This is a genomic window from Zestomonas ipomoeae, assembly GCF_057128665.1.
The window spans coordinates 17,759-36,302 of the sequence record NZ_JBSKHQ010000025.1 but is presented as its reverse complement, the minus strand read 5'-3'; the positions used below and the strand labels follow the sequence as shown (position 1 = coordinate 36,302).

Below are 18,544 nucleotides of genomic sequence, written 5' to 3'. Positions count from 1 at the left end.
CGGTGAACTTCAAGCCTAGACGCAGATCGCCGCGCGCACGATGCGGGCCCGGAGGCGAAAGAAATCAACCGCGGTGCGACGCCGCCCATGCGCCATGCTCAGGCCTCCACCAGCCCCCATTGCTTGCCCAACCGCTTGTCCGATACCGGCAGGCGCGTGCCCAACTGCTGGGCGAACAGCGAGACACGGTACTCCTCCAGCATCCAGCGGTAGAGCAGCAGGTTCGCATCGCGCTTGCCCTCCTGGCCGTGCTTGGCCAGGCGCGCCTGATACTGCTCCCAGTAGCCGGCCAGCTCGCCGCTCCACACGCGGTCACGCTGGACCTGGGCGCCGATCTTGTCCAGGCGCTGTTCGATGGCCTTGAGGTAGCGCGGGTATTCCTTCAGCCACTCGGCCGGCGTCTCGCGGACGAAGCCGGGATAAACCAGGTTGGCCAATTGCTGCTTGATATCGTTCATCGCCATGGCCTGGGCCAGGTCGATCTTGCCCTTGAAGCGTTTCTGCAGGCCGTGCCAGAGCTTGAGGATCTCCAGCACCAGGCGCGCCAGGCGTTCGGCGTGCTCGCTCCAGCCACCGCGCTTTTTCTCCGCCAGGGTGGCCAGCGCCGCGCCGTCGCGCGGCAGGCTGGGCTCGCCGTCGAGGATACAGCTGTCCAGGCTGGCCAACAGGATGTCTTCCAGCAACGCATCGACCCGCCCCATGTCGCGATAGAGCAGCCCCAGTTCGGTCAGCCCCGGCAGCTTGTTGCGCAGGTATTTGGCCGGCTCGGCCAGTTGCTGCAACAGCAGGCGCTGCAGGGCGCGACGATGCTGGAACTCGGCCTCCGCCTGGGTCGGGAAGCGCCCTTCCTTGACCACCCCGCCCTCTTCCACCAGCGCCGGATAGACCGTCAGCGACAGCCCGGCGACCTTCTGCTGGGTCTTTTCCGCCACCTCGGCGAATGCCTTGGCCTCGACCGCCTTGCGCTCGGCCTTCTGCTGCGGCGGCAGCAGGGCTGCCTGGCTGGCCTCGCTGAAGCGCGCGGTCAGCTCGGCCAGGTCGCGGCCCTCGCCGAGGAACTTGCCCTTGGCGTCGACCACTTCGATGTTCATCCGCAGGTGGCCTTCCAGCTGGGCGGCGGCATCCGTCCAGGCATCTTCCGGCACACGGGCGCCAGTCATGCGCAGCAGCTCCTGGCCAAGGGCCAGGGGCAAGGATCCCTGGCCGAAGGCGATCTTGCTCAGGGCCGCGCCGACGAAGTCCGGCACCGGCACGAAGTTCTTGCGCATCGCCTTGGGCAGGTTGCGCACCAGCGCCACGCACTTGGCCTCCAGCAGGCCGGGTACCAGCCACTCCAGGCGCTCCGCTGGCAACTGCGGCAACAGCGGCGCCGGTACCCGCAGGGTCACGCCATCGCGCGGATGGCCGGGCTCGAAGTGGTAGGACAACGGTAGCTGCAACTCGCCCAGGTGCAGGGTATCGGGGTATTGCGCGGCGGTGACTTCCTTGGCCTCGCGGGCCAGCACGTCTTCCTCGCGCATGATCAGCAGTTGCGGGGTCTTCTCGCTCTCGCGCTTGTACCAGCTCTCGAAGGTCGCCGCCTGGTAGATGTCCTGCGGCAGGCGCGCGGCGTAGTAGGCGTACAGGGTTTCCTCGTCGGCCAGAATGTCGCGCCGGCGCGCCTTGGCCTCCAGTTCGTCGAGACGCTCGAGCAACTGGCGATTGGCGGCCAGGCATCGGGCGCGGCTGTGCATCTCGCCGCGCACCAGGCCCTCGCGGATGAACAGCTCGCGGGAGGCTTCCGGATCGATGGGGCCGTAGTGCACCGGCCGCCGGCCAACCACGATCAGCCCATAGAGGCTGACCTGCTCATAGGCCACCACCTGGCCGCGCTTCTTCTCCCAGTGCGGTTCCAGGTGATTCTTCTTCACCAGATGCCCAGCCAGCGGTTCGATCCAGTCCGGCTCGATTTTGGCGACCATGCGGGCGAACAGCTTGGTGGTTTCCATCAGCTCGGCGGTCATGACCCAGTTCGGCTTCTTGCGGCCGATCACCGAAGACGGGTGAATCCAGAAACGCCGCTGGCGCGCACCGAGGTAGTCGCCATCCTCGGTCTTCTGGCCGATCTGGCTGAGCAGGCCAGCGAGAATCGCCTGGTGCACGGCGGCATAGCCCTTGGCCCGTTGCGCCGCCGCGCTGGCTTCGTCCTGCTCGCGAACGACGAGGTTGTCCTTGGCGTCGGTGCTGGGTCGTGGCCGTGCATCAGCCCGGCCCTTCTCGGCGCCACCCGCCCTCGCGGACCCGCCTGCGGCGTTGTCCCCCCGACGCCCCTTGCCTGACTCGCCGAGTTGCAGCTCGCGGACGATCAGCACCAATTGCCGGTGGGCATCGCGCCATTCGCGCAGGCGCAGGTAGTTCAGGAAGTTCTTCTTGCACCAGGAGCGCAGCGGGTTGCTGCCCAGCTCCTGGCGTTTCTCCTCGAAGCCGCGCCAGAGATTGATCAGCGCGGCGAAGTCGGAGTCGATATCCTTCCATTGCCCATGGGCCTGATCGGCAGCCTGCTGGCGGTCGGCCGGGCGCTCGCGCGGGTCCTGTACGGACAGCGCGCTGGCGACGATCAGCACTTCGTCGAGGCTGCCCAGCCGGGCCGCTTCGAGAATCATGCGGCCCAGCCGCGGGTCCACCGGCAGGCGCGCCAATTGGCGTCCGATGGGAGTGAGCTGGCCTTCCCGGTTGACCGCCGACAGCTCCTGCAACAGGGTGAAGCCATCCTTGATCGCCTTGCCGTCCGGCGGCTCGATGAAGGGGAAGTCTTCGATCTCGCCCAGGCGCAAATGCAGCATCTGCAGGATCACCGCGGCGAGGTTGGTGCGCAGTATCTCGGGATCGGTGAATGCCGGCCGGGAGAGGAAGTCCTCTTCGCTGTACAGGCGAATGCAGATGCCCGGCTCGACCCGCCCGCAGCGGCCCTTGCGCTGGTTGGCGCTGGCCTGGGACACCGCCTCGATGGGCAGGCGCTGCACCTTGGCACGGTAGCTGTAGCGGCTGATGCGCGCGGTACCGCTGTCGATCACGTAGCGAATGCCCGGCACGGTGAGCGAGGTCTCGGCGACGTTGGTGGCCAGTACCACCTTGCGTCCCGGCATCGGCTGGAAGATTTTCTGCTGCTCGGCCGGGGTCAGCCGAGCGTACAGGGGCAGTACCTCGGTGTGCTTGAGGTTGGCCTTGCGCAATACCTCGGCCGCCTCGCGGATTTCCCGCTCGCCGGGCAGGAACACCAGCACGTCGCCGGGGCGCTTGCCCTCGCTGCGCTCAAAGGCGGCGAATTCATCCAGCGCGGCGAGAATGCCCTGGTCGACGGTGAGGTCGTCGAGCAGGCGCTCGCCCTGCTCGTCCACCTCGGCCGCCAGTGGGCGATACCAGGTCTCCACCGGATAGGTACGACCGGACACTTCGATGATCGGCGCATCGTTGAAATGCCGGGAGAAGCGCTCCAGATCGATGGTCGCCGAGGTGATGATCAGCTTGAGATCCGGGCGCCGCGGCAGCAAGGTCTTCAAGTAGCCGAGCAGGAAGTCGATGTTCAGGCTGCGCTCATGGGCTTCGTCGACGATGAGCGTGTCGTACTTCTCCAGAAAACGATCATGCTGGGTCTCGGCCAGCAGAATGCCGTCGGTCATCAGCTTGATCAGGCTGCGCTCGTTGGACTGATCCTCGAAGCGCACCTGGTAGCCCACCAGTTCGCCCAGCGGCGAACCGATCTCCTCCGCCACCCGCGTGGCCACGCTGCGCGCCGCCAGCCGCCGCGGCTGGGTATGGCCGATCAGGCCATGGATGCCGCGACCCAGCTCCAGGCAGATCTTCGGCAACTGGGTGGTCTTGCCGGAACCGGTTTCGCCGGCGATCACCACCACCTGATGCCCGGCAATGGCCGCCTTGATTTCCTCGCGCTTGGCGGCGATCGGCAAGGCATCGTCGTAGCGCATGAGCGGCACGCTGGCGCGGCGCGCCTGGACCTTGGCACAGGAGGCCTGGAAGCGCTCCAGCCACTGGGCGAGCCTGGCCTTGTCGGGCTGCTTGCGCAGCTCATGCAGTTGCCGACGCAGGCGATGGCGGTCGGCGAGCAGGGCCTGGTCGAGGTTCTTCAGCAGGTGGTCGACGGCGGGTATCGAATCGGTCATCAGACAGCCGGGGGGCAATGCACGGAAGCGCGGGATTGTCGCAGATTTTGACCATCGAACACGACCGCACCACCCGGAAACGACAAAGCCCCGCCGGGGCGGGGCTTTGCGAGGAGCCGGGCGCTTACTTCTTGCCCATTTTCCGCAGTTCTTCGTCGCGCAGCTCGCGACGCAGGATCTTGCCGACGTTGGTGGTCGGCAGCGCCTCGCGGAACTCGACGGCCTTGGGCACCTTGTAGCCGGTGACGTTGGCACGCATGTGGTCCATCACCTGCTCCTTGGTCAGGGTCGCGCCCGGCTTGACCACTACGAAGATCTTGATCGCTTCGCCGGACTTCTCGTCCGGAATACCGATGGCGGCACACTGCAGCACGCCCGGCAGGGTGGCCAGCACGTCTTCCAGCTCGTTCGGATAGACGTTGAAGCCGGAGACCAGAATCATGTCCTTCTTGCGGTCAACGATACGCATGTAGCCGTCTTCCTGGATCAGGGCGATGTCGCCGGTCTTCAGCCAGCCGTCGGCGCTGAGAATCTCGTCGGTGGCTTCCTGGCGCTGCCAGTAGCCTTTCATCACCTGCGGACCCTTGACGCAGAGCTCACCGATGGCACCGAGCGGTAGGTCATTGCCCTCGTCGTCGATCACCTTGCACTGGGTCGACGGCATCGGGATGCCGATGGTACCGACCTGGATGTTCTGGTACGGGTTCACCGACACCACCGGGCTGGTCTCGGTCATGCCGTAGCCCTCGCAGATGGCACAGCCAGTGACTTCCTTCCAGCGTTCGGCGGTAGCCAGCTGCAGGGCCATACCGCCGGACAGGGTGACCTTCAGCCCGGAGAAATCCAGACGGCGGAAGTCCTCGTTGTTGCACAGCGCGACGAACAAGGTGTTGAGACCGACGAAGCCGGTGAACTTGTAGCGCGCCAGGTCCTTGATCATGCCTGGCAGGTCACGCGGGTTGGCGATCAGCACGTTGTGGTTGCCAAGCAGCATCATCGCCATGCAATGGAAGGTGAAGGCGTAGATGTGATAGAGCGGCAGCGGCGTGATCAGCGTCTCGCAACCTTCTTTAAGGTTGGAACCCATCAGTGCCTTGCTCTGCAGCATGTTGGCAATCAGGTTGCGGTGGGTCAGCATCGCCCCCTTGGCAACGCCGGTAGTGCCGCCGGTGTATTGCAGCACGGCGACCTCGCTGCTGGCTGGGTTAGCCTCCTGCACCGCCTGGCCACGCCCCTTGGCCAGCGCCTGGGTGAGCTTGACGGCTTGCGGCAGGTTATAGGCCGGCACCATCTTCTTCACATGCTTGATCACGCTGTTGACCAGCAGGCGCTTGAGCGGCGGCAGCATGTCGCCGACTTCGGTGACGACCACATATTTGACGCCGGTCTTGGGCAGCACTTCTTCGGCCAGGTGGGCCATGTTGGCCAGGCACACCAGCGCCTTCGCGCCGGAGTCGTTGAATTGGTGCTCCATCTCCCGCGCGGTATACAGCGGGTTGGTATTGACCACGATCAAGCCGGCGCGAATGGCGCCGAACACGGCAACCGGATACTGCAGGACATTGGGCAATTGCACGGCGATGCGATCGCCGGGTTGCAGGCCGGTGTGTTGTTGCAGGTAGGCGGCGAAAGCGCCGGACAATTCGTAGAGATCGCCGTAGGTGAGGGTCTTGCCGAGACTACTGAAAGCGGGCTTGTCAGCGAAACGGTGGCAGGATTCCTTCAATACCGCTTGGATGTTCGGATATTGGTCAGGATTGATTTCGGAGACTATCCCGGCAGGGTACTTGTCGTTCCAGAAGTTTTCGGTCATGGACGCCCACTCCTAAGCAACAGCTGATCTGTACCGCGTTAGCTGCGGCCGTTTATTGTGTTTTTCCCTGTTTTGTGCCGACTGATCGGCAAAAAAGCGCGCCGAGAGTAGCAGCTTTGCCAAAGACCGCCTAGCACCAAACCTGGCCCACCCAGTCAAAAAAATGACCGGAAGCAATGCTTCCGGTCATTTTCAAAACTTCGAGCAAGGAAGCCGCCAATGCGGCATCAGGCGATGTCGCGCAACTCGCGACGGAGAATCTTGCCCACCGGCGTCATCGGCAAGGCGTCCTTCAGCACGATGTGTTTAGGCACCTTGTATCCGGTGAAGTTCTCTTTGCAGTACGCCTTCAACTCTTCCACCGACAAGCCTGCCTCGCGCGCCACCACGAACAGCTTGACCGCCTCGCCGGAACGCTCGTCCGGCACGCCGACCGCCGCGCAACTGGCCACTTTCGGGTGGGCCATGATCACGTCCTCGATCTCGTTGGGATAGACGTTGAAACCGGAGACGATGATCAGATCTTTCTTGCGGTCGACGATGCGCACGAAACCATCGGGGTCGATGACCGCCACGTCGCCGGTCTTCAGCCAGCCCTGTTCGTCCAGTACTTCGGCGGTGGCTTCCGGACGCTGCCAGTAGCCCTTCATGACCTGAGGGCCCTTGACGCACAGCTCGCCGCGCTCGCCCACGCCCAGTTCGTTGCCGTCGTCGTCGATCACTTTGAAGACGGTGCCCGGCACCGGCACGCCCACGGTACCCAGTCGCGACAGGCCGCCATAGGGGTTGGCACTGGCCACCGGCGAGGTCTCGGTGAGGCCGTAGCCCTCCACCACGTCGCAGCCGGTCATGCTCTTCCAGCGCTCGGCGGTAGCCTTGACCAGCGCGGTGCCGCCGGAGTTGGTGACCTTCAGGTTAGAAAAGTCCAGGTTCTTGAATTCCGGATGGTCCATCAATGCGACGAAAAGCGTATTCAGGCCGGCCAACGCGGAGAAGCGCCAGTTCTTCAGTTCCTTGACGAAACCGGGAATGTCGCGCGGATTGGTGATCAGCACGTTGTGGTTACCGCTGACCATCATGCACATGCAGTTAATGGTGAAGGCGTAGATGTGGTACAGCGGCAGCGGCGCGATCATCACCTCCTGGCCTTCCTTGAGCAGCGGCTGGCCATCCGGCCCCTGCTGGGAGACGCAGGCATGCACCTGCTGCATGTTGGCCACCAGGTTGCCATGGGTCAGCATCGCGCCCTTGGCCACCCCGGTGGTGCCGCCGGTGTACTGCAGCACGGCGATCTGCTCCAGGCTGGCCTCATGGGGCTTGAGGTCGTGGCCATGGCCCTTGCGCAACGCATCCTTGAAGGCAACCGCCTGGGGTAGGCGGTAGTTCGGCACCATCTTCTTGACGTGCTTCACCACGGTATTGACCAGCCAGCCTTTCAGCGCCGGCTGCAGATCGCCCATGCGCGCTTCGATGAGGTATTCGATACCGGTATCGGGCAGCACTTCCTGCACTAGGTGGCCGAACATGTTCAGGTAGACCAGCGCGCGTACGCCGGCATCCTTGAACTGGTGGCGCATCTCGCGGGCGGTGTACAGCGGGTTGGTATTGACCACGATCAGCCCGGCGCGCATGGCGCCGAACACGGCGATGGGGTATTGCAGGATGTTCGGCATCTGCACGGCGATACGATCGCCAGGCTCGAGGTCGGTATGCTTCTGCAGGTAGGCGGCGAAGGCGGCGGAGAGACGGTCCAGCTCGGCGTAGGTCAGGGTCACGCCCATGTTGGTGTAGGCCGGGCGGTCCGCAAACTTCTTGCACGAGCGCTCGAACACCTCGACGACCGACTTGAAGGCGCCATAGTCGATGTCGTTGGGTACCCCGGCAGCGCGTTTGTCGCTCCAGAAATCAGGTTGCATTGTTTTTATCCCCTTCTACCTGAACATGATCCGACCGCGCACGCGCGGAGCTGTCGGGAACTTAGCAGTTAAGCCTTCCCGCGCAAATACTTACGTTTGCTTCATCAATTGCGTGAATCTCTGGTCACGCTGCCCAACCTTGGACATGCTGGGAAACGCCCGGCACTGCCTCTACAATGCCGCAACCCTACGGGCATAAGGACCCGCCATGCGCCACGATGCTTTTTGGCTGACCGCCAGCGACGCCGCCCCGCTCTATGTCAACCACTGGTTCGGCGAGCAGCCGCCCAAGGGCGTGGTCATGCTCGCCCATGGCATGGCCGAACACAGCGCCCGCTATGCGCGCCTGGGCGAAGCCCTGGTGAATGCCGGCTTCGAACTCTATGCCCACGATCAGCGCGGCCATGGCCAGACCGCCCAGCGCGGTGTGCTCGGCCACTTCGCCGATACCAATGGCTGGCAGATGGTGATCAACGACCTGGCGAACCTCAACCACCATATCCGCCAGCAGCATCCGGAAACACCCATCTTTCTATTTGCGCACAGCATGGGCAGCTACATCGCCCAGGCGTACCTGATGCGCCACAGCAGCAGTCTTCAGGGCGCCATTCTTTCCGGCTCCAACTACCAGCAGCCCGGCCTCTACCGCATGGCCGAGCTGATCGCCCGCTTCGAGCGCTGGCGCCAGGGCCCGACCGGCCGCAGCAAGCTGATCGACTTCCTCTCCTTCGGCTCGTTCAACAAGGCGTTCAAGCCGTGCCGTACGGGATTCGACTGGCTGAGCCGCGATTCGGCGGAAGTCGATAAATACGTGCAGGACCCGCTCTGCGGCTTCCTTTGCACCAATCAGTACTGGGTCGACTTGATGGGTGGCCTTCAGCAGATATCCAAAGTGGAGAACCTGGCGCAGATCGACCCGCAATTGCCGGTACTGGTGATCGGCGGCGAACGCGACCCGGTCAGCGACGGCAAGCGCCAGTCCGACCTGGCCAACGTGCTGCGCCAGGCTGGCGTCAAGAACGTGCACCTGCAGCTTTATCCCGATGCCCGCCATGAGTTGCTCAATGAGAGCAACCGCGACGAGGTGACCCGCTTCCTGATCGACTGGCTGAACCAGACCCTGGGCGCCAGCCAGCGTCAATCGCAAACCAAGGAGACCGCATGAGCCAAGTCAGCAACTTTCCCTACGACGCCCTGGAGGTCGGCCAGCGCGCCGACTACAGCAAGACCGTGGAAGAGCGCGACATCCAGCTGTTCGCCGCCGTCTCCGGCGACCGCAACCCTGTGCACCTTGACGCCGAGTACGCCGCCGGCACGATGTTCAAGGAACGCATCGCCCACGGCATGTTCAGCGGTGCGCTGATCAGTGCGGCGATCGCCTGCGAGCTGCCCGGTCCGGGCACCATCTACCTGGGGCAGAACCTGCGCTTCACCCGCCCGGTCAAGCTGGGCGACACCTTGCGAGTGGAGCTGGAAGTGCTGGAGAAACTGCCGAAGAATCGCGTCAAGCTGGCAACTCGGGTGTTCAACCAGAACGACGAACAGGTCGTCGACGGCGATGCCGAGGTGCTTGCTCCCAAGCAGGCGCTGACCGTCGAACTGCCGGAACTGCCACCGATCACCATCGGCTGATCCCGCCCAGGCGTGCCGCTTGGCTGCGCGCCTCCCCACGATTTCCCGCACGAAAAAAAGGGCGACCGAAGTCGCCCAAATGCCTTGCGTGCTCGTTGTCTGGAAGGAACTAGTGCTTGCCTTTCTGGGCGTCCTTCCAGATGAAGATGCCGACCCCGGCGCAAAAGGCGATGGTGAGCCCGACGATGATGATGCCGGCCAAAACGACTTCGTCGATAAACATGGGGGGAGCCTCCTGCGATGGGGCGCTGTCAGGGAATGAGGCCAAGATACCCATGCCGAAGCTGTGGAAAATTGACCGGGATCAATAGCGCCGGTAAGCCACTGCTCGCAGTGAGCAAGCGCTGATCTGGATCAATTTTTGGCAGTGGTGCAGGGCACCATGGTCGAGCCGCAACGACATGATTCCCTGTTCTGCCCGCAAGACTCACCGGCTCCCGGTGCCTCCATGACTCCGGCTGGACCCCGGCCTTCGCCGGGGGAGACGGGCTTGTGGATGGATGCTCGGGGGCGCGACGGTGCTGCCTGACAGCTCATATCCTTGAGCTGAGTGCTCCCGGACCCAGGAGTAGGTGCTTGCATGCGGCCCCGGTGATGTGGCTATCGCCCCCGCTCCCAATGACGTCATACCGGCGCAGTCAGGTATCCAGGGGCAAGCAGTCCGGCGTCACTCGAACGTCGACTGGACCCCGGCCTTCGCCGGGGAGACGGGCTTGTGAATGGATGCTCAGGGCCTCAACGGTGCTGTCTGACACCCCAAAACTCTTGAGCTGAGTGCTCCCGGACCCAGGAGTAGGTGCTTGCATGCGACCCGGTGATACGGCATCGACACCTCCCTCAATCACGTCATACCGGCGCATGCCGGTATCCAGGGGCAAGCAGTCCGGCGTCACTCGAACGTCGACTGGACCCCGGCCTTCGCCGGGGAGACGGGCTTGTGAATGGATGCTCGGGGGCGCGACGGTGCTGCCTGACAGTTCATGTCCATGAGCTGACGTGCATACCGGACTCAGGTGTAGGTACTTGCATGCGGCCGACTCCCCTAACCACGTCATACCGGCGCAGGCCGGTATCCAGGATCAGGCAACCGGGAACAACGTCCGCCCAGGATTTTCGACGGAGGCGCCCCCTCTGGCTTTCGAGGGAAGCAATAGGCGGCGCGTTCACGGCTCATGGTTCAACCAGGGCAATCGGGCCACCGCCAGCCTGTCATACCACCGTTGGCCAGTGATCTGGCGTCCTCACTCGCCGCTCGTCGCGGGTCGATCAGCGCTTCTTCTTGCCCTTGGGCTTCTTCTTGCCCTTGGGCAGCGGCAGCGCCTGCTCGAAGGCCTGGCGTACCTCATACAGGCGCTTCTCATGCAGGTCGTGGATGCGCTTGCCGCGCTCGGCGCTGAAGTCGATCAGCTTGTCGTCGTCGCTCATGGCTGCTGGATCTGGCGGAAGGTGAGGTTCAGGCGCGGTGCGCAGGCTTTGCGCGTTTTCGCCACTTGGTGCTGCCAATGATGCTGCGTCGGCCCGCTCATGACCAGCAACGAACCATGCCTCAGTTCCAGGGAGTGACCGATACGGCTGGTCCCCTTGCGCCGCAGATCGAAGCGCCGGACACCGCCCAGGCTCAGCGAGGCGACCAACGGATTACGCCCGAGCACCACTTCGTCGTCGCTATGCCAGCCCATAGAGTCCTGGCCATCGCGGTAGTAATTCAGCAGCGCGCCGTTGACCGGCTGGCCGACGGCGGCCTGGACCCACTCGCGGATCTCCGCCAGCAAGGGCGTCCAGGCCAGCGGCTGATGATTGATTCCGGAATAGCGATAGTTCACCCCAGGATCGCCATACCAGGCCAACAACCGGGGTACCGGATGGTAGCGGCCATGCACGTGGACCTTCGGCTGCTCCCAGGGCGTCTGCTCGAGCAACTCGGCGAGCCAGCGGTCGGCACGCCCGGCCTCTACCCAGTCGGGTAAATAGTGCAGTTCGGCGTCGGGAAGGAGGAGATCGGTTTCAGCGAAAAGAGTCACGAGCGGCTTCTGTCAGTAAGCAATGAAATACCTGGGGTGGACTCGGCGTTAGACCTCGACATCCACCCACAGCCCCTGCCGCGGCAAATCGTCGATGGCGGCCTCGTCGGCCTCCTCGATCTCGCCCTTGGCCAGCTCCAGCGGTGTGTAGCCACGTCGCTGGCGGCGGCGCTGCTCTTCGCGCAGCAATTCCTCCGCCTCTTGCGGATGACGCTTGTCCAGGCTGACGGCGCTCTCCTGGGAAGCCTGCTGAACCGGGGTAACCGGCGGGATATCCGGCCGAGGCTTGACCACATCCTGCTGGGCGACCACCGGCATCATGCCTTGGGGAATAGGCGGCAACATATATGGCCCCTCCTTGAAAGGCCCCTCACGTCTTCACTGTCGGCCGCGGGCGACGCGACTTGAGGCGACGGCCTCCGCGCTCGCTACACTTTCAGCGAAGATCCGTCGGCCACTGCCGTCGCCCTGTGCTCGGCATTCCGTTACCATAGCCGGCTTTTTCACGGCTGGAGAGTCACGCATGGCGCAGTATCAACCGGGGCAACGCTGGATCAGCGACAGCGAAGCGGAACTGGGTTTGGGCACTATCCTGGCACAGGATGGCCGTCTGCTCACAGTCCTCTACCCGGCGACCGGCGAAACCCGCCAGTACTCCCTGCGCAATGCCCCCCTGACTCGCGTGCGCTTCGCCCCCGGTGACGAGATCACCCACTTCGAGGGCTGGAAGCTGACCGTGCGCGAGGTCGAGGACATCGACGGGCTGCTGGTCTACCACGGCCTGAATGCTGAGCACGAACCCTGCACCCTGCCGGAAACCCAGCTGTCCAACTTCATCCAGTTCCGCCTGGCCAGCGATCGCCTGTTCGCCGGCCAGGTCGACCCGCTGAACTGGTTCGCCCTGCGCTACCACAGCCTGGAGCACCAGAGCCGCCTGCTGCAATCCTCGCTCTGGGGCCTTGGCGGCGCCCGTGCCCAACCGATTCCGCATCAGTTGCACATCGCCCGCCAAGTGGCGGACCGCATCGCCCCACGCGTGCTGCTGGCCGACGAAGTGGGCCTGGGCAAGACCATCGAAGCCGGCCTGGTGATCCATCGCCAACTGCTCTCTGGCCGCGCCGGCCGGGTGCTGATCCTGGTTCCGGAAAACCTCCAGCACCAGTGGCTGGTGGAAATGCGCCGACGTTTCAACCTGCAGGTCGCCCTGTTCGACGCCGAGCGCTTCGCCGAGAGCGACGCCAGCAATCCCTTCGAAGACGCGCAACTGGCGCTGGTTTCGCTGGAATGGCTGGTCGGCGACGAAAAGGCCCAGGACGCCGCCTTCGCCGCCGGCTGGGACCTGCTGGTGGTGGACGAAGCCCATCACCTGGTCTGGCATCCTGAAAAGGCCAGCCCGGAATACACGCTGGTCGAACAACTGGCCGAAGTCATTCCCGGCGTGCTGCTGCTGACTGCCACCCCGGAACAGTTGGGCCAGGACAGCCACTTCGCCCGTCTGCGCCTGCTCGATCCGAGCCGCTTCCACGACCTCGAAGCCTTCCGCGCCGAGAGCGAGCACTACCGGCCAGTGGCCGAAGCCGTGCGCGAACTGCTCGATCAGGGCCGCCTGTCGGAACAATCCCACGCCACCATCGCCCGCTTCCTCGGCGCCGAAGGCGAGGCGCTGCTGGCGGCGGTCAGCGATGGCGACATCGACGCTAGCGGTCGCCTGGTGCGCGAGCTGCTCGACCGCCACGGCACCGGCCGCGTGCTGTTCCGCAACACCCGCGCGGCGGTGCAGGGCTTCCCGGAGCGCCAGTTGCACCCTTACCCGCTGCCGAGCCCGGACGAATACCTGGAGCTGCCAATCGGCGAGCACGCCGACCTGTACCCGGAGCTTCACTACCAGGCGCAGCAGGACAGCAGCGACGAGCAGCGCTGGTGGCGCATCGACCCGCGCGTCGAATGGCTGATCGACACGCTGAAGATGCTGAAGAAATTCAAGGTGCTGGTGATCTGTGCTCATGCCGAAACCGCCTTGGACCTGGAAGACGCCCTGCGCGTGCGCTCCGGTATCCCGGCCACGGTATTCCACGAGGGCATGAGCATTCTCGAGCGCGACCGTGCCGCCGCCTATTTCGCCGATGAGGAATTCGGCGCCCAGGTGCTGATCTGCTCGGAAATCGGCTCCGAAGGCCGCAACTTCCAGTTCGCCCATCACCTGGTGCTGTTCGACCTGCCGGCCCACCCGGACCTGCTGGAACAGCGCATCGGCCGCCTCGACCGGATCGGCCAGAAGCACGTTATCCAGCTGCACGTGCCATACTTGGAAAACAGCGCCCAGGAGCGCCTGTTCGACTGGTATCACCAGGCACTCAATGCCTTCCTCAATACCTGCCCGACCGGCAACGCGCTGCAGCACCAGTTCGGCCCACGCCTGCTGCCGCTGCTGGAAGGCGGTGACGACGGCGAGTGGGACAAGCTGGTGGCCGAGGCCAAGGCCGAGCGCGAGCGCCTGGAAGCCGAACTGCACAGCGGCCGCGACCGTCTGCTGGAACTCAACTCCGGCGGTGCCGGCGAAGGCGATGAGCTGGTCGAGGCGATCCGCGAGCAGGACGACCAGTACGCCCTGCCCATCTATATGGAAGAACTGTTCAACGCCTTCGGCATCGACAGCGAGGACCACTCCGACAACGCTCTGGTGTTGCGCCCCAGCGAGAAGATGCTGGACGCCAGCTTCCCGCTCGGCGACGACGAGGCGGTGACCATCACCTACGACCGCGAACAGGCACTGGCCCGCGAGGACATGCAATTCCTCACCTGGGAACATCCCATGGTGCAGGGCGGCATGGACCTGGTGCTGTCCGGCTCGATGGGCAACACCGCGGTGGCACTGATCAAGAACAAAGCCCTCAAGCCCGGCACCCTGCTGCTGGAACTGCTTTTCGTCAGCGAAGTGGTGGCGCCCAAGGCGCTGCAACTCGGCCGCTACCTGCCGCCGGCGGCATTGCGCTGCCTGCTCGATGCCAACGGCAACGACCTGGCTGCCAAGGTGTCCTTCGACACCCTCAGCGACCAACTGGAAAGCGTACCGCGGGCCAGCGCCAGCAAGTTCGTCCAGGCCCAGCGCGAGCAGCTCACCGCGCTATTCAATACCGCCGAGGCCAAGATCGAGCCGCGCCATACCCAGCGCGTGGCAGAGGCCAAGCACCGCCTGGCGGCCGAGCTGGACGAAGAGCTGGCACGCCTGACCGCCCTGCAAGCGGTCAACCCCAGCGTGCGCGACAGCGAGATCGAAGCCCTGCGCAAGCAGCGCCACGATGGCCTGGAAATGCTCGACAAGGCCGCCCTGCGCCTGGAAGCGATTCGCGTGCTGGTAGCCGGCTGAGGCAGGAGCCACACGCGACCCGGCCTCCCCCTTCCCGTTGCCCCGGCGAATACCGGGGTCCAGACGGCGCTTCGGGAAACTCCGGGTTGCCTGCCAACTGGATACCGGCCTGCGCCGGTATGACGTAACCGGGAAAGCGCCGATGGGTCCAGCCATCGGCGCCTCGTGCTGCGACCGCTTCGGTTGTTTCGCGCCTGCGCGGAGCAACAAGGCATCAGGCAACACCGCCGTGCACCCTGCGCACACTCCTTCAAGCCCGTCTTCCCGGCGAAGGCCGGGACCCAGGAAGTGCTTCGGGAAACTTCGGGCTGCCGGCCCCTGGATACCGGCCTGCGCCGGTATGACGTGATTGGGGGAGTCGTCGATGGGTCGAACCATCGGTGCCGCATGCCGCGACCGCTTCGGTCGTTCACGCCAGCCCGGAACAGCAAGGCATCAGGCAACACCGCCGTGCACCCTGCACACATTCCTTCAAGCCCGTCTTCCCGGCGAAGGCCGGGACCCAGGCGGCGCTTCGGGAAACTCCGGGTTGCCTGCCAACTGGATACCGGCCTGCGCCGGTATGACGTAAACGGGAAAGCGCCGATGGGTCGAACTATCGGCCCCGCGCGCCGCGACCGCTTCGGTTGTTTCGCGCCTGCGCGGAACAACAGGCATCAGGCAACGCCTCCGTACGCTCTGCACACACTCCTTCAAGCCCGTCTTCCCGGCGAAGGCCGGGACCCAGGCGGCGCTTCAGAAAACTCCGGGTTGCCTGCCTTCTGGATATCGGCCTGCGCCGGTATGACGTAAACGGGAAAGCGCCGATGGGTCGAACTATCGGTGCCGCATGCCGCGACCGCTTCGGTTGTTTCGCGCCTGCGCGGAGCAACAAGGCATCAGGCAACACCGCCGTGCACCCTGCGCACACTCCTTCAAGCCCGTCTTCCCGGCGAAGGCCGGGACCCAGGCGGTGCTTCAGAAAACTCCGGGTTGCCTGCCCTCTGGATACCGGCCTGCGCCGGGAAGACGTGACTGGGGAGACGTCGGAGTCGCATGCTGTGCCTGTTTCCGGGACTTGGCACACATCCCAAGCCAAGACCTCGAGGTATCCGGCGGCACCGCTTCGCATCCCGATCCCTCCTCAGCCCCGTCACCCCGACGCAGGTCAGGGTCCGAAACAGCCTTTCGGCAGCTCCAGCCCATCCGGGTTAGCCATTACTTGGCCACCTGCTACAGTCATTTTCAGCCAGTGCAATGCGGCTCCGGTTCGTCCCGTCGAGGATTTCCATGCAGCAGTCGGCCTCGCCCCGCGTCTTTCGCCTCGCCCTGTCGGCGTTGCGCCTGCTCGCGTTGCTGCTGTTGCCGTTGTTGCATCTCTGGGCCCCGCTGCAGAATTGGAGCAACGCCCACCAGGACTGGCTGATCCGCCAGCGCGCGGCGCAACAGGCGCCCGATCCCCGCTTGCTGCTGATCGATATCGATGACTTCAGCCTGCAAGCCCTGGCGGGCGAGGCCGGCAAGTGGCCATGGCCCCGTTCGCTGCATGCCGAATTGCTGGAGTACCTGCTGGCGCAGGAGGTGCGCGCAGTGGTGTTCGATGTGCTGTTCAGCGAGCCGGATCGCTATCGGCCGGATGACGACGCCTACCTGGCCGAGGTCATCGCAAGCTCCGACCGGGTCTACCTGGCCGCCCTGGTGCAGCAACCCGCCGAGGGCAGCCAGCCGCCGCTGATGATCGACTATCCTGCGCAAACCGGCCTTCGCCGAGGGATGAACGGCCTGAGCGAACAGCGTGGGCTGATCCTGCTGCCCAATGCCATTCCGCCGGCCGCCTGGAAGCTCGGCAGCATCAACTTCACCGCCGATGCGGACGGTGTCGGTCGTCGCTACGACCTTTACCGTCACTTCGGTGGTTGGCAGTTGCCCTCGCTGCCCGCTCGGGTGGCCTCCGACCTGGGCGCCCGGTTGCCGGCCGGCAACAATTTCATGCTCGACTGGCGGGGCATCTCCCGCTTGCCCTACCCGCGGCTGTCCTACGCCAGCGTGCTGGGCCAGGCGCGCGGCGTGGAAAACGTGCTGCCGCCGGATCAGCTCGCCGGCAAGATCGTGGTGATCGGCACCACCGCCGCCGGGCTCTACGACCTGCGCCGCACGCCGCTGGATCACTTCTACCCGGCGCCGTTCATTCTCACCACGGCCATCGACAACCTGCTCAACGGCCAGCAATTGCACCCGGTGGACACGCTCCTGACCTTGGCCATGGGAATCGCCCTGATACTGGCTTTGGCCGGCGTGCTGCTGCGGGAGAAACTGTCGCTGGCGCTGCTGGCGATGTGCGCGGTAACGGCCACGCTGCTCGGCGGCAGCTACCTGCTGGCTCTGCGCGGCTACCTGCTGACGGTGATACCGACGCTGACCGTGCTCTGGACCCTGCTGGCCCTGGCACTGGTGCTCTTCTACCTGCGCCGGCGGCGCCAATTGCAGAACACCATCACCCTGTTCAGCCGCTTCATGGACCCGCACGTGGTCGCCCAGCTGGTGGCCCGCGAAGACCCTGAAGCACTGCTGGCCAGCCGCGAGTGCGCGATCACCGTGCTGTTCTCGGATATCCGCAATTTCACCACCCTGTCCGAGCGGCATAGCGCACCGGAAGTCATGCGCCTGCTGGAGGGCTATTTCAGCCGCCAGGTGGGCGTGTTGTTCCAGCACCATGCGACCCTCGACAAGTTCATCGGCGATGCCGTGATGGCCTTCTGGGGCGCACCGCAGGACAACCCGAACCAGGCGGTGGACGCGATCAATGCGGCGCTGGACATGCTCGACAACGTCGAGTTGTTCCGCCGCGAATTCGACCATCCGGAATTCGATATCGGCATCGGCATCCACAGCGGCAACGCCGTGGTCGGCATGGTCGGTGCCCGCCAGCGCTACGACTACACTGCAATAGGCGACACGGTAAACCTCGCCAGCCGCATCGAGGGCCTGACCAAGGGCCGCGCGCGACTCTTGGTGTCCGCTGCCACCATGCACGCCTGTGCCGAGCAATTCGACTTCGTCCCCCACGGTGACTTCCAGGTCAAGGGGCGGGCGGAGCCGGTCACGGTGTATGAGCCCAGGAGGAAACAACAGTGAACAAGACCCTCACCCTCGCCCTGACCGTACTGGGCGCTTGGTTATGGTGCAGCGCCGCGCTGGCAGAGCAACGCAGCGGTAGCACTGTGCAGGCCGCGACCTTGCGGGAAAGCGGCGCCAGTGGCGCGGCGGCGGTGGCAGAGCTGCCGGCGCAGACCCGCTTGAGCGTGCTGGAACGCCAGGGCGGCTGGTATCTGGTACAGACCGCCAACGGCAAGCGCGGCTGGCTACCGTTGTTGGCAGTGCGCTTCGATACCAACGCCGGGGCGCAGTCCAGCAGCTTGGCCAACCTGCTCAAGAGCACCCCTTCGGCCGCCCCCGGCAGCGGCGTGGCAACCGGCGTGCGCGGCGTCACCGACGAGCAACTGGCCGGCGGTGGCGGTGGCGGTGGCGGTGCGACGGACCCCAGCCTGCAGCAGCTCGACCGCTTCGCCGTGTCCGTCAACGACGCCGAGGCCTTCGCCCGCTCCGGCGGCCTGCGCAGCCACGTCGTGGCCTATTCGCCCAACTGAGTCGGAGAG

The 18,544-nt window shown here is 64.8% G+C and carries 12 protein-coding genes; 5 read left to right on the top strand and 7 right to left on the bottom strand.

Features of this window, described 5'->3' with window-relative positions; translation table 11 throughout:
• Positions 1-98: 98 nt before the first annotated feature.
• The 3 genes from hrpA to fadD2 form a co-directional block, all read right to left on the bottom strand.
• Complete coding sequence (gene hrpA, locus ACWKV7_RS21365; protein ID WP_483859722.1) at positions 99-4,160, bottom strand: ATP-dependent RNA helicase HrpA; 4,062 nt, start codon at positions 4,158-4,160, stop codon at positions 99-101.
• Positions 4,161-4,284: 124 nt separating this feature from the next.
• Positions 4,285-5,973, bottom strand: a complete 1,689-nt coding sequence (gene fadD1 / locus ACWKV7_RS21360; protein ID WP_483859721.1) for a long-chain-fatty-acid--CoA ligase FadD1 — start codon at positions 5,971-5,973, stop codon at positions 4,285-4,287.
• Positions 5,974-6,200: 227 nt separating this feature from the next.
• On the bottom strand, positions 6,201-7,889 hold the full coding sequence (gene fadD2 / locus ACWKV7_RS21355; RefSeq protein ID WP_483859720.1) for a long-chain-fatty-acid--CoA ligase FadD2: 1,689 nt from the start codon (positions 7,887-7,889) through the stop codon (positions 6,201-6,203).
• Between the two features lie 208 nt (positions 7,890-8,097).
• Between fadD2 and ACWKV7_RS21350 the strand changes: the two genes are divergently transcribed.
• Together ACWKV7_RS21350 and ACWKV7_RS21345 are read left to right on the top strand one after the other, a co-directional pair.
• A complete protein-coding gene (locus ACWKV7_RS21350; RefSeq protein WP_483859719.1) occupies positions 8,098-9,054 on the top strand; it encodes a lysophospholipase in 957 nt (318 codons plus the stop codon).
• Positions 9,051-9,521, top strand: coding sequence for a MaoC family dehydratase (locus ACWKV7_RS21345; RefSeq protein WP_483859718.1), 471 nt, complete (start codon positions 9,051-9,053; stop codon positions 9,519-9,521). The genes ACWKV7_RS21350 and ACWKV7_RS21345 overlap by 4 nt, the downstream gene beginning before the upstream one ends.
• A 109-nt stretch (positions 9,522-9,630) precedes the next feature.
• Here the strand turns inward: ACWKV7_RS21345 and ccoM are convergent, their stop codons facing one another.
• From ccoM to ACWKV7_RS21325, 4 genes are all read right to left on the bottom strand, one after another.
• Positions 9,631-9,744 (bottom strand): cytochrome c oxidase subunit CcoM, encoded by a 114-nt coding sequence (gene ccoM / locus ACWKV7_RS21340; protein WP_483859717.1) that lies wholly within the window; start codon positions 9,742-9,744, stop codon positions 9,631-9,633.
• A 1,043-nt stretch (positions 9,745-10,787) separates the two neighbouring features.
• Positions 10,788-10,946 carry a hypothetical protein gene (locus tag ACWKV7_RS21335; RefSeq protein ID WP_483859716.1) on the bottom strand — a complete coding sequence of 53 codons (159 nt, stop codon included), beginning with the start codon at positions 10,944-10,946 and terminating at the stop codon, positions 10,788-10,790.
• Positions 10,943-11,542, bottom strand: coding sequence for an alpha-ketoglutarate-dependent dioxygenase AlkB family protein (locus ACWKV7_RS21330; protein ID WP_483859715.1), 600 nt, complete (start codon positions 11,540-11,542; stop codon positions 10,943-10,945). Before ACWKV7_RS21330 ends, ACWKV7_RS21335 begins: the two co-directional genes overlap by 4 nt.
• A gap of 48 nt (positions 11,543-11,590) precedes the next feature.
• Positions 11,591-11,887: an aspartate-semialdehyde dehydrogenase gene (locus ACWKV7_RS21325; protein ID WP_483859714.1), complete on the bottom strand. Its 297-nt coding sequence runs from the start codon at positions 11,885-11,887 to the stop codon at positions 11,591-11,593.
• A gap of 178 nt (positions 11,888-12,065) precedes the next feature.
• Between ACWKV7_RS21325 and rapA the strand changes: the two genes are divergently transcribed.
• The 3 genes from rapA to ACWKV7_RS21310 all read left to right on the top strand — a co-directional run bounded on the left by rapA (position 12,066) and on the right by ACWKV7_RS21310 (position 18,535).
• The gene (gene rapA / locus ACWKV7_RS21320) at positions 12,066-14,909 is read left to right on the top strand and encodes an RNA polymerase-associated protein RapA (RefSeq protein WP_483859713.1); all 2,844 of its coding nucleotides are present in this window, start codon (positions 12,066-12,068) and stop codon (positions 14,907-14,909) included.
• 1,269 nt (positions 14,910-16,178) lie between these two features.
• Positions 16,179-18,023 (top strand): CHASE2 domain-containing protein, encoded by a 1,845-nt coding sequence (locus ACWKV7_RS21315; protein WP_483859712.1) that lies wholly within the window; start codon positions 16,179-16,181, stop codon positions 18,021-18,023.
• Positions 18,020-18,535, top strand: a complete 516-nt coding sequence (locus tag ACWKV7_RS21310; protein WP_483859711.1) for an SH3 domain-containing protein — start codon at positions 18,020-18,022, stop codon at positions 18,533-18,535. The genes ACWKV7_RS21315 and ACWKV7_RS21310 overlap by 4 nt, the downstream gene beginning before the upstream one ends.
• The last annotated feature ends 9 nt before the right edge of the window (positions 18,536-18,544 follow it).

What these genes read in the sequence shown, in the direction of transcription:
- hrpA (WP_483859722.1), bottom strand. Translation starts at nt 4,160, where the DNA reads ATGACCGATTCGATACCCGCCGTCGACCACCTGCTGAAGAACCTCGAC.
- fadD1 (WP_483859721.1), bottom strand. Translation starts at nt 5,973, where the DNA reads ATGACCGAAAACTTCTGGAACGACAAGTACCCTGCCGGGATAGTCTCC.
- fadD2 (WP_483859720.1), bottom strand. Translation starts at nt 7,889, where the DNA reads ATGCAACCTGATTTCTGGAGCGACAAACGCGCTGCCGGGGTACCCAAC.
- ACWKV7_RS21350 (WP_483859719.1), top strand. Translation starts at nt 8,098, where the DNA reads ATGCGCCACGATGCTTTTTGGCTGACCGCCAGCGACGCCGCCCCGCTC.
- ACWKV7_RS21345 (WP_483859718.1), top strand. Translation starts at nt 9,051, where the DNA reads ATGAGCCAAGTCAGCAACTTTCCCTACGACGCCCTGGAGGTCGGCCAG.
- ccoM (WP_483859717.1), bottom strand. Translation starts at nt 9,744, where the DNA reads ATGTTTATCGACGAAGTCGTTTTGGCCGGCATCATCATCGTCGGGCTC.
- ACWKV7_RS21335 (WP_483859716.1), bottom strand. Translation starts at nt 10,946, where the DNA reads ATGAGCGACGACGACAAGCTGATCGACTTCAGCGCCGAGCGCGGCAAG.
- ACWKV7_RS21325 (WP_483859714.1), bottom strand. Translation starts at nt 11,887, where the DNA reads ATGTTGCCGCCTATTCCCCAAGGCATGATGCCGGTGGTCGCCCAGCAG.
- rapA (WP_483859713.1), top strand. Translation starts at nt 12,066, where the DNA reads ATGGCGCAGTATCAACCGGGGCAACGCTGGATCAGCGACAGCGAAGCG.
- ACWKV7_RS21315 (WP_483859712.1), top strand. Translation starts at nt 16,179, where the DNA reads ATGCAGCAGTCGGCCTCGCCCCGCGTCTTTCGCCTCGCCCTGTCGGCG.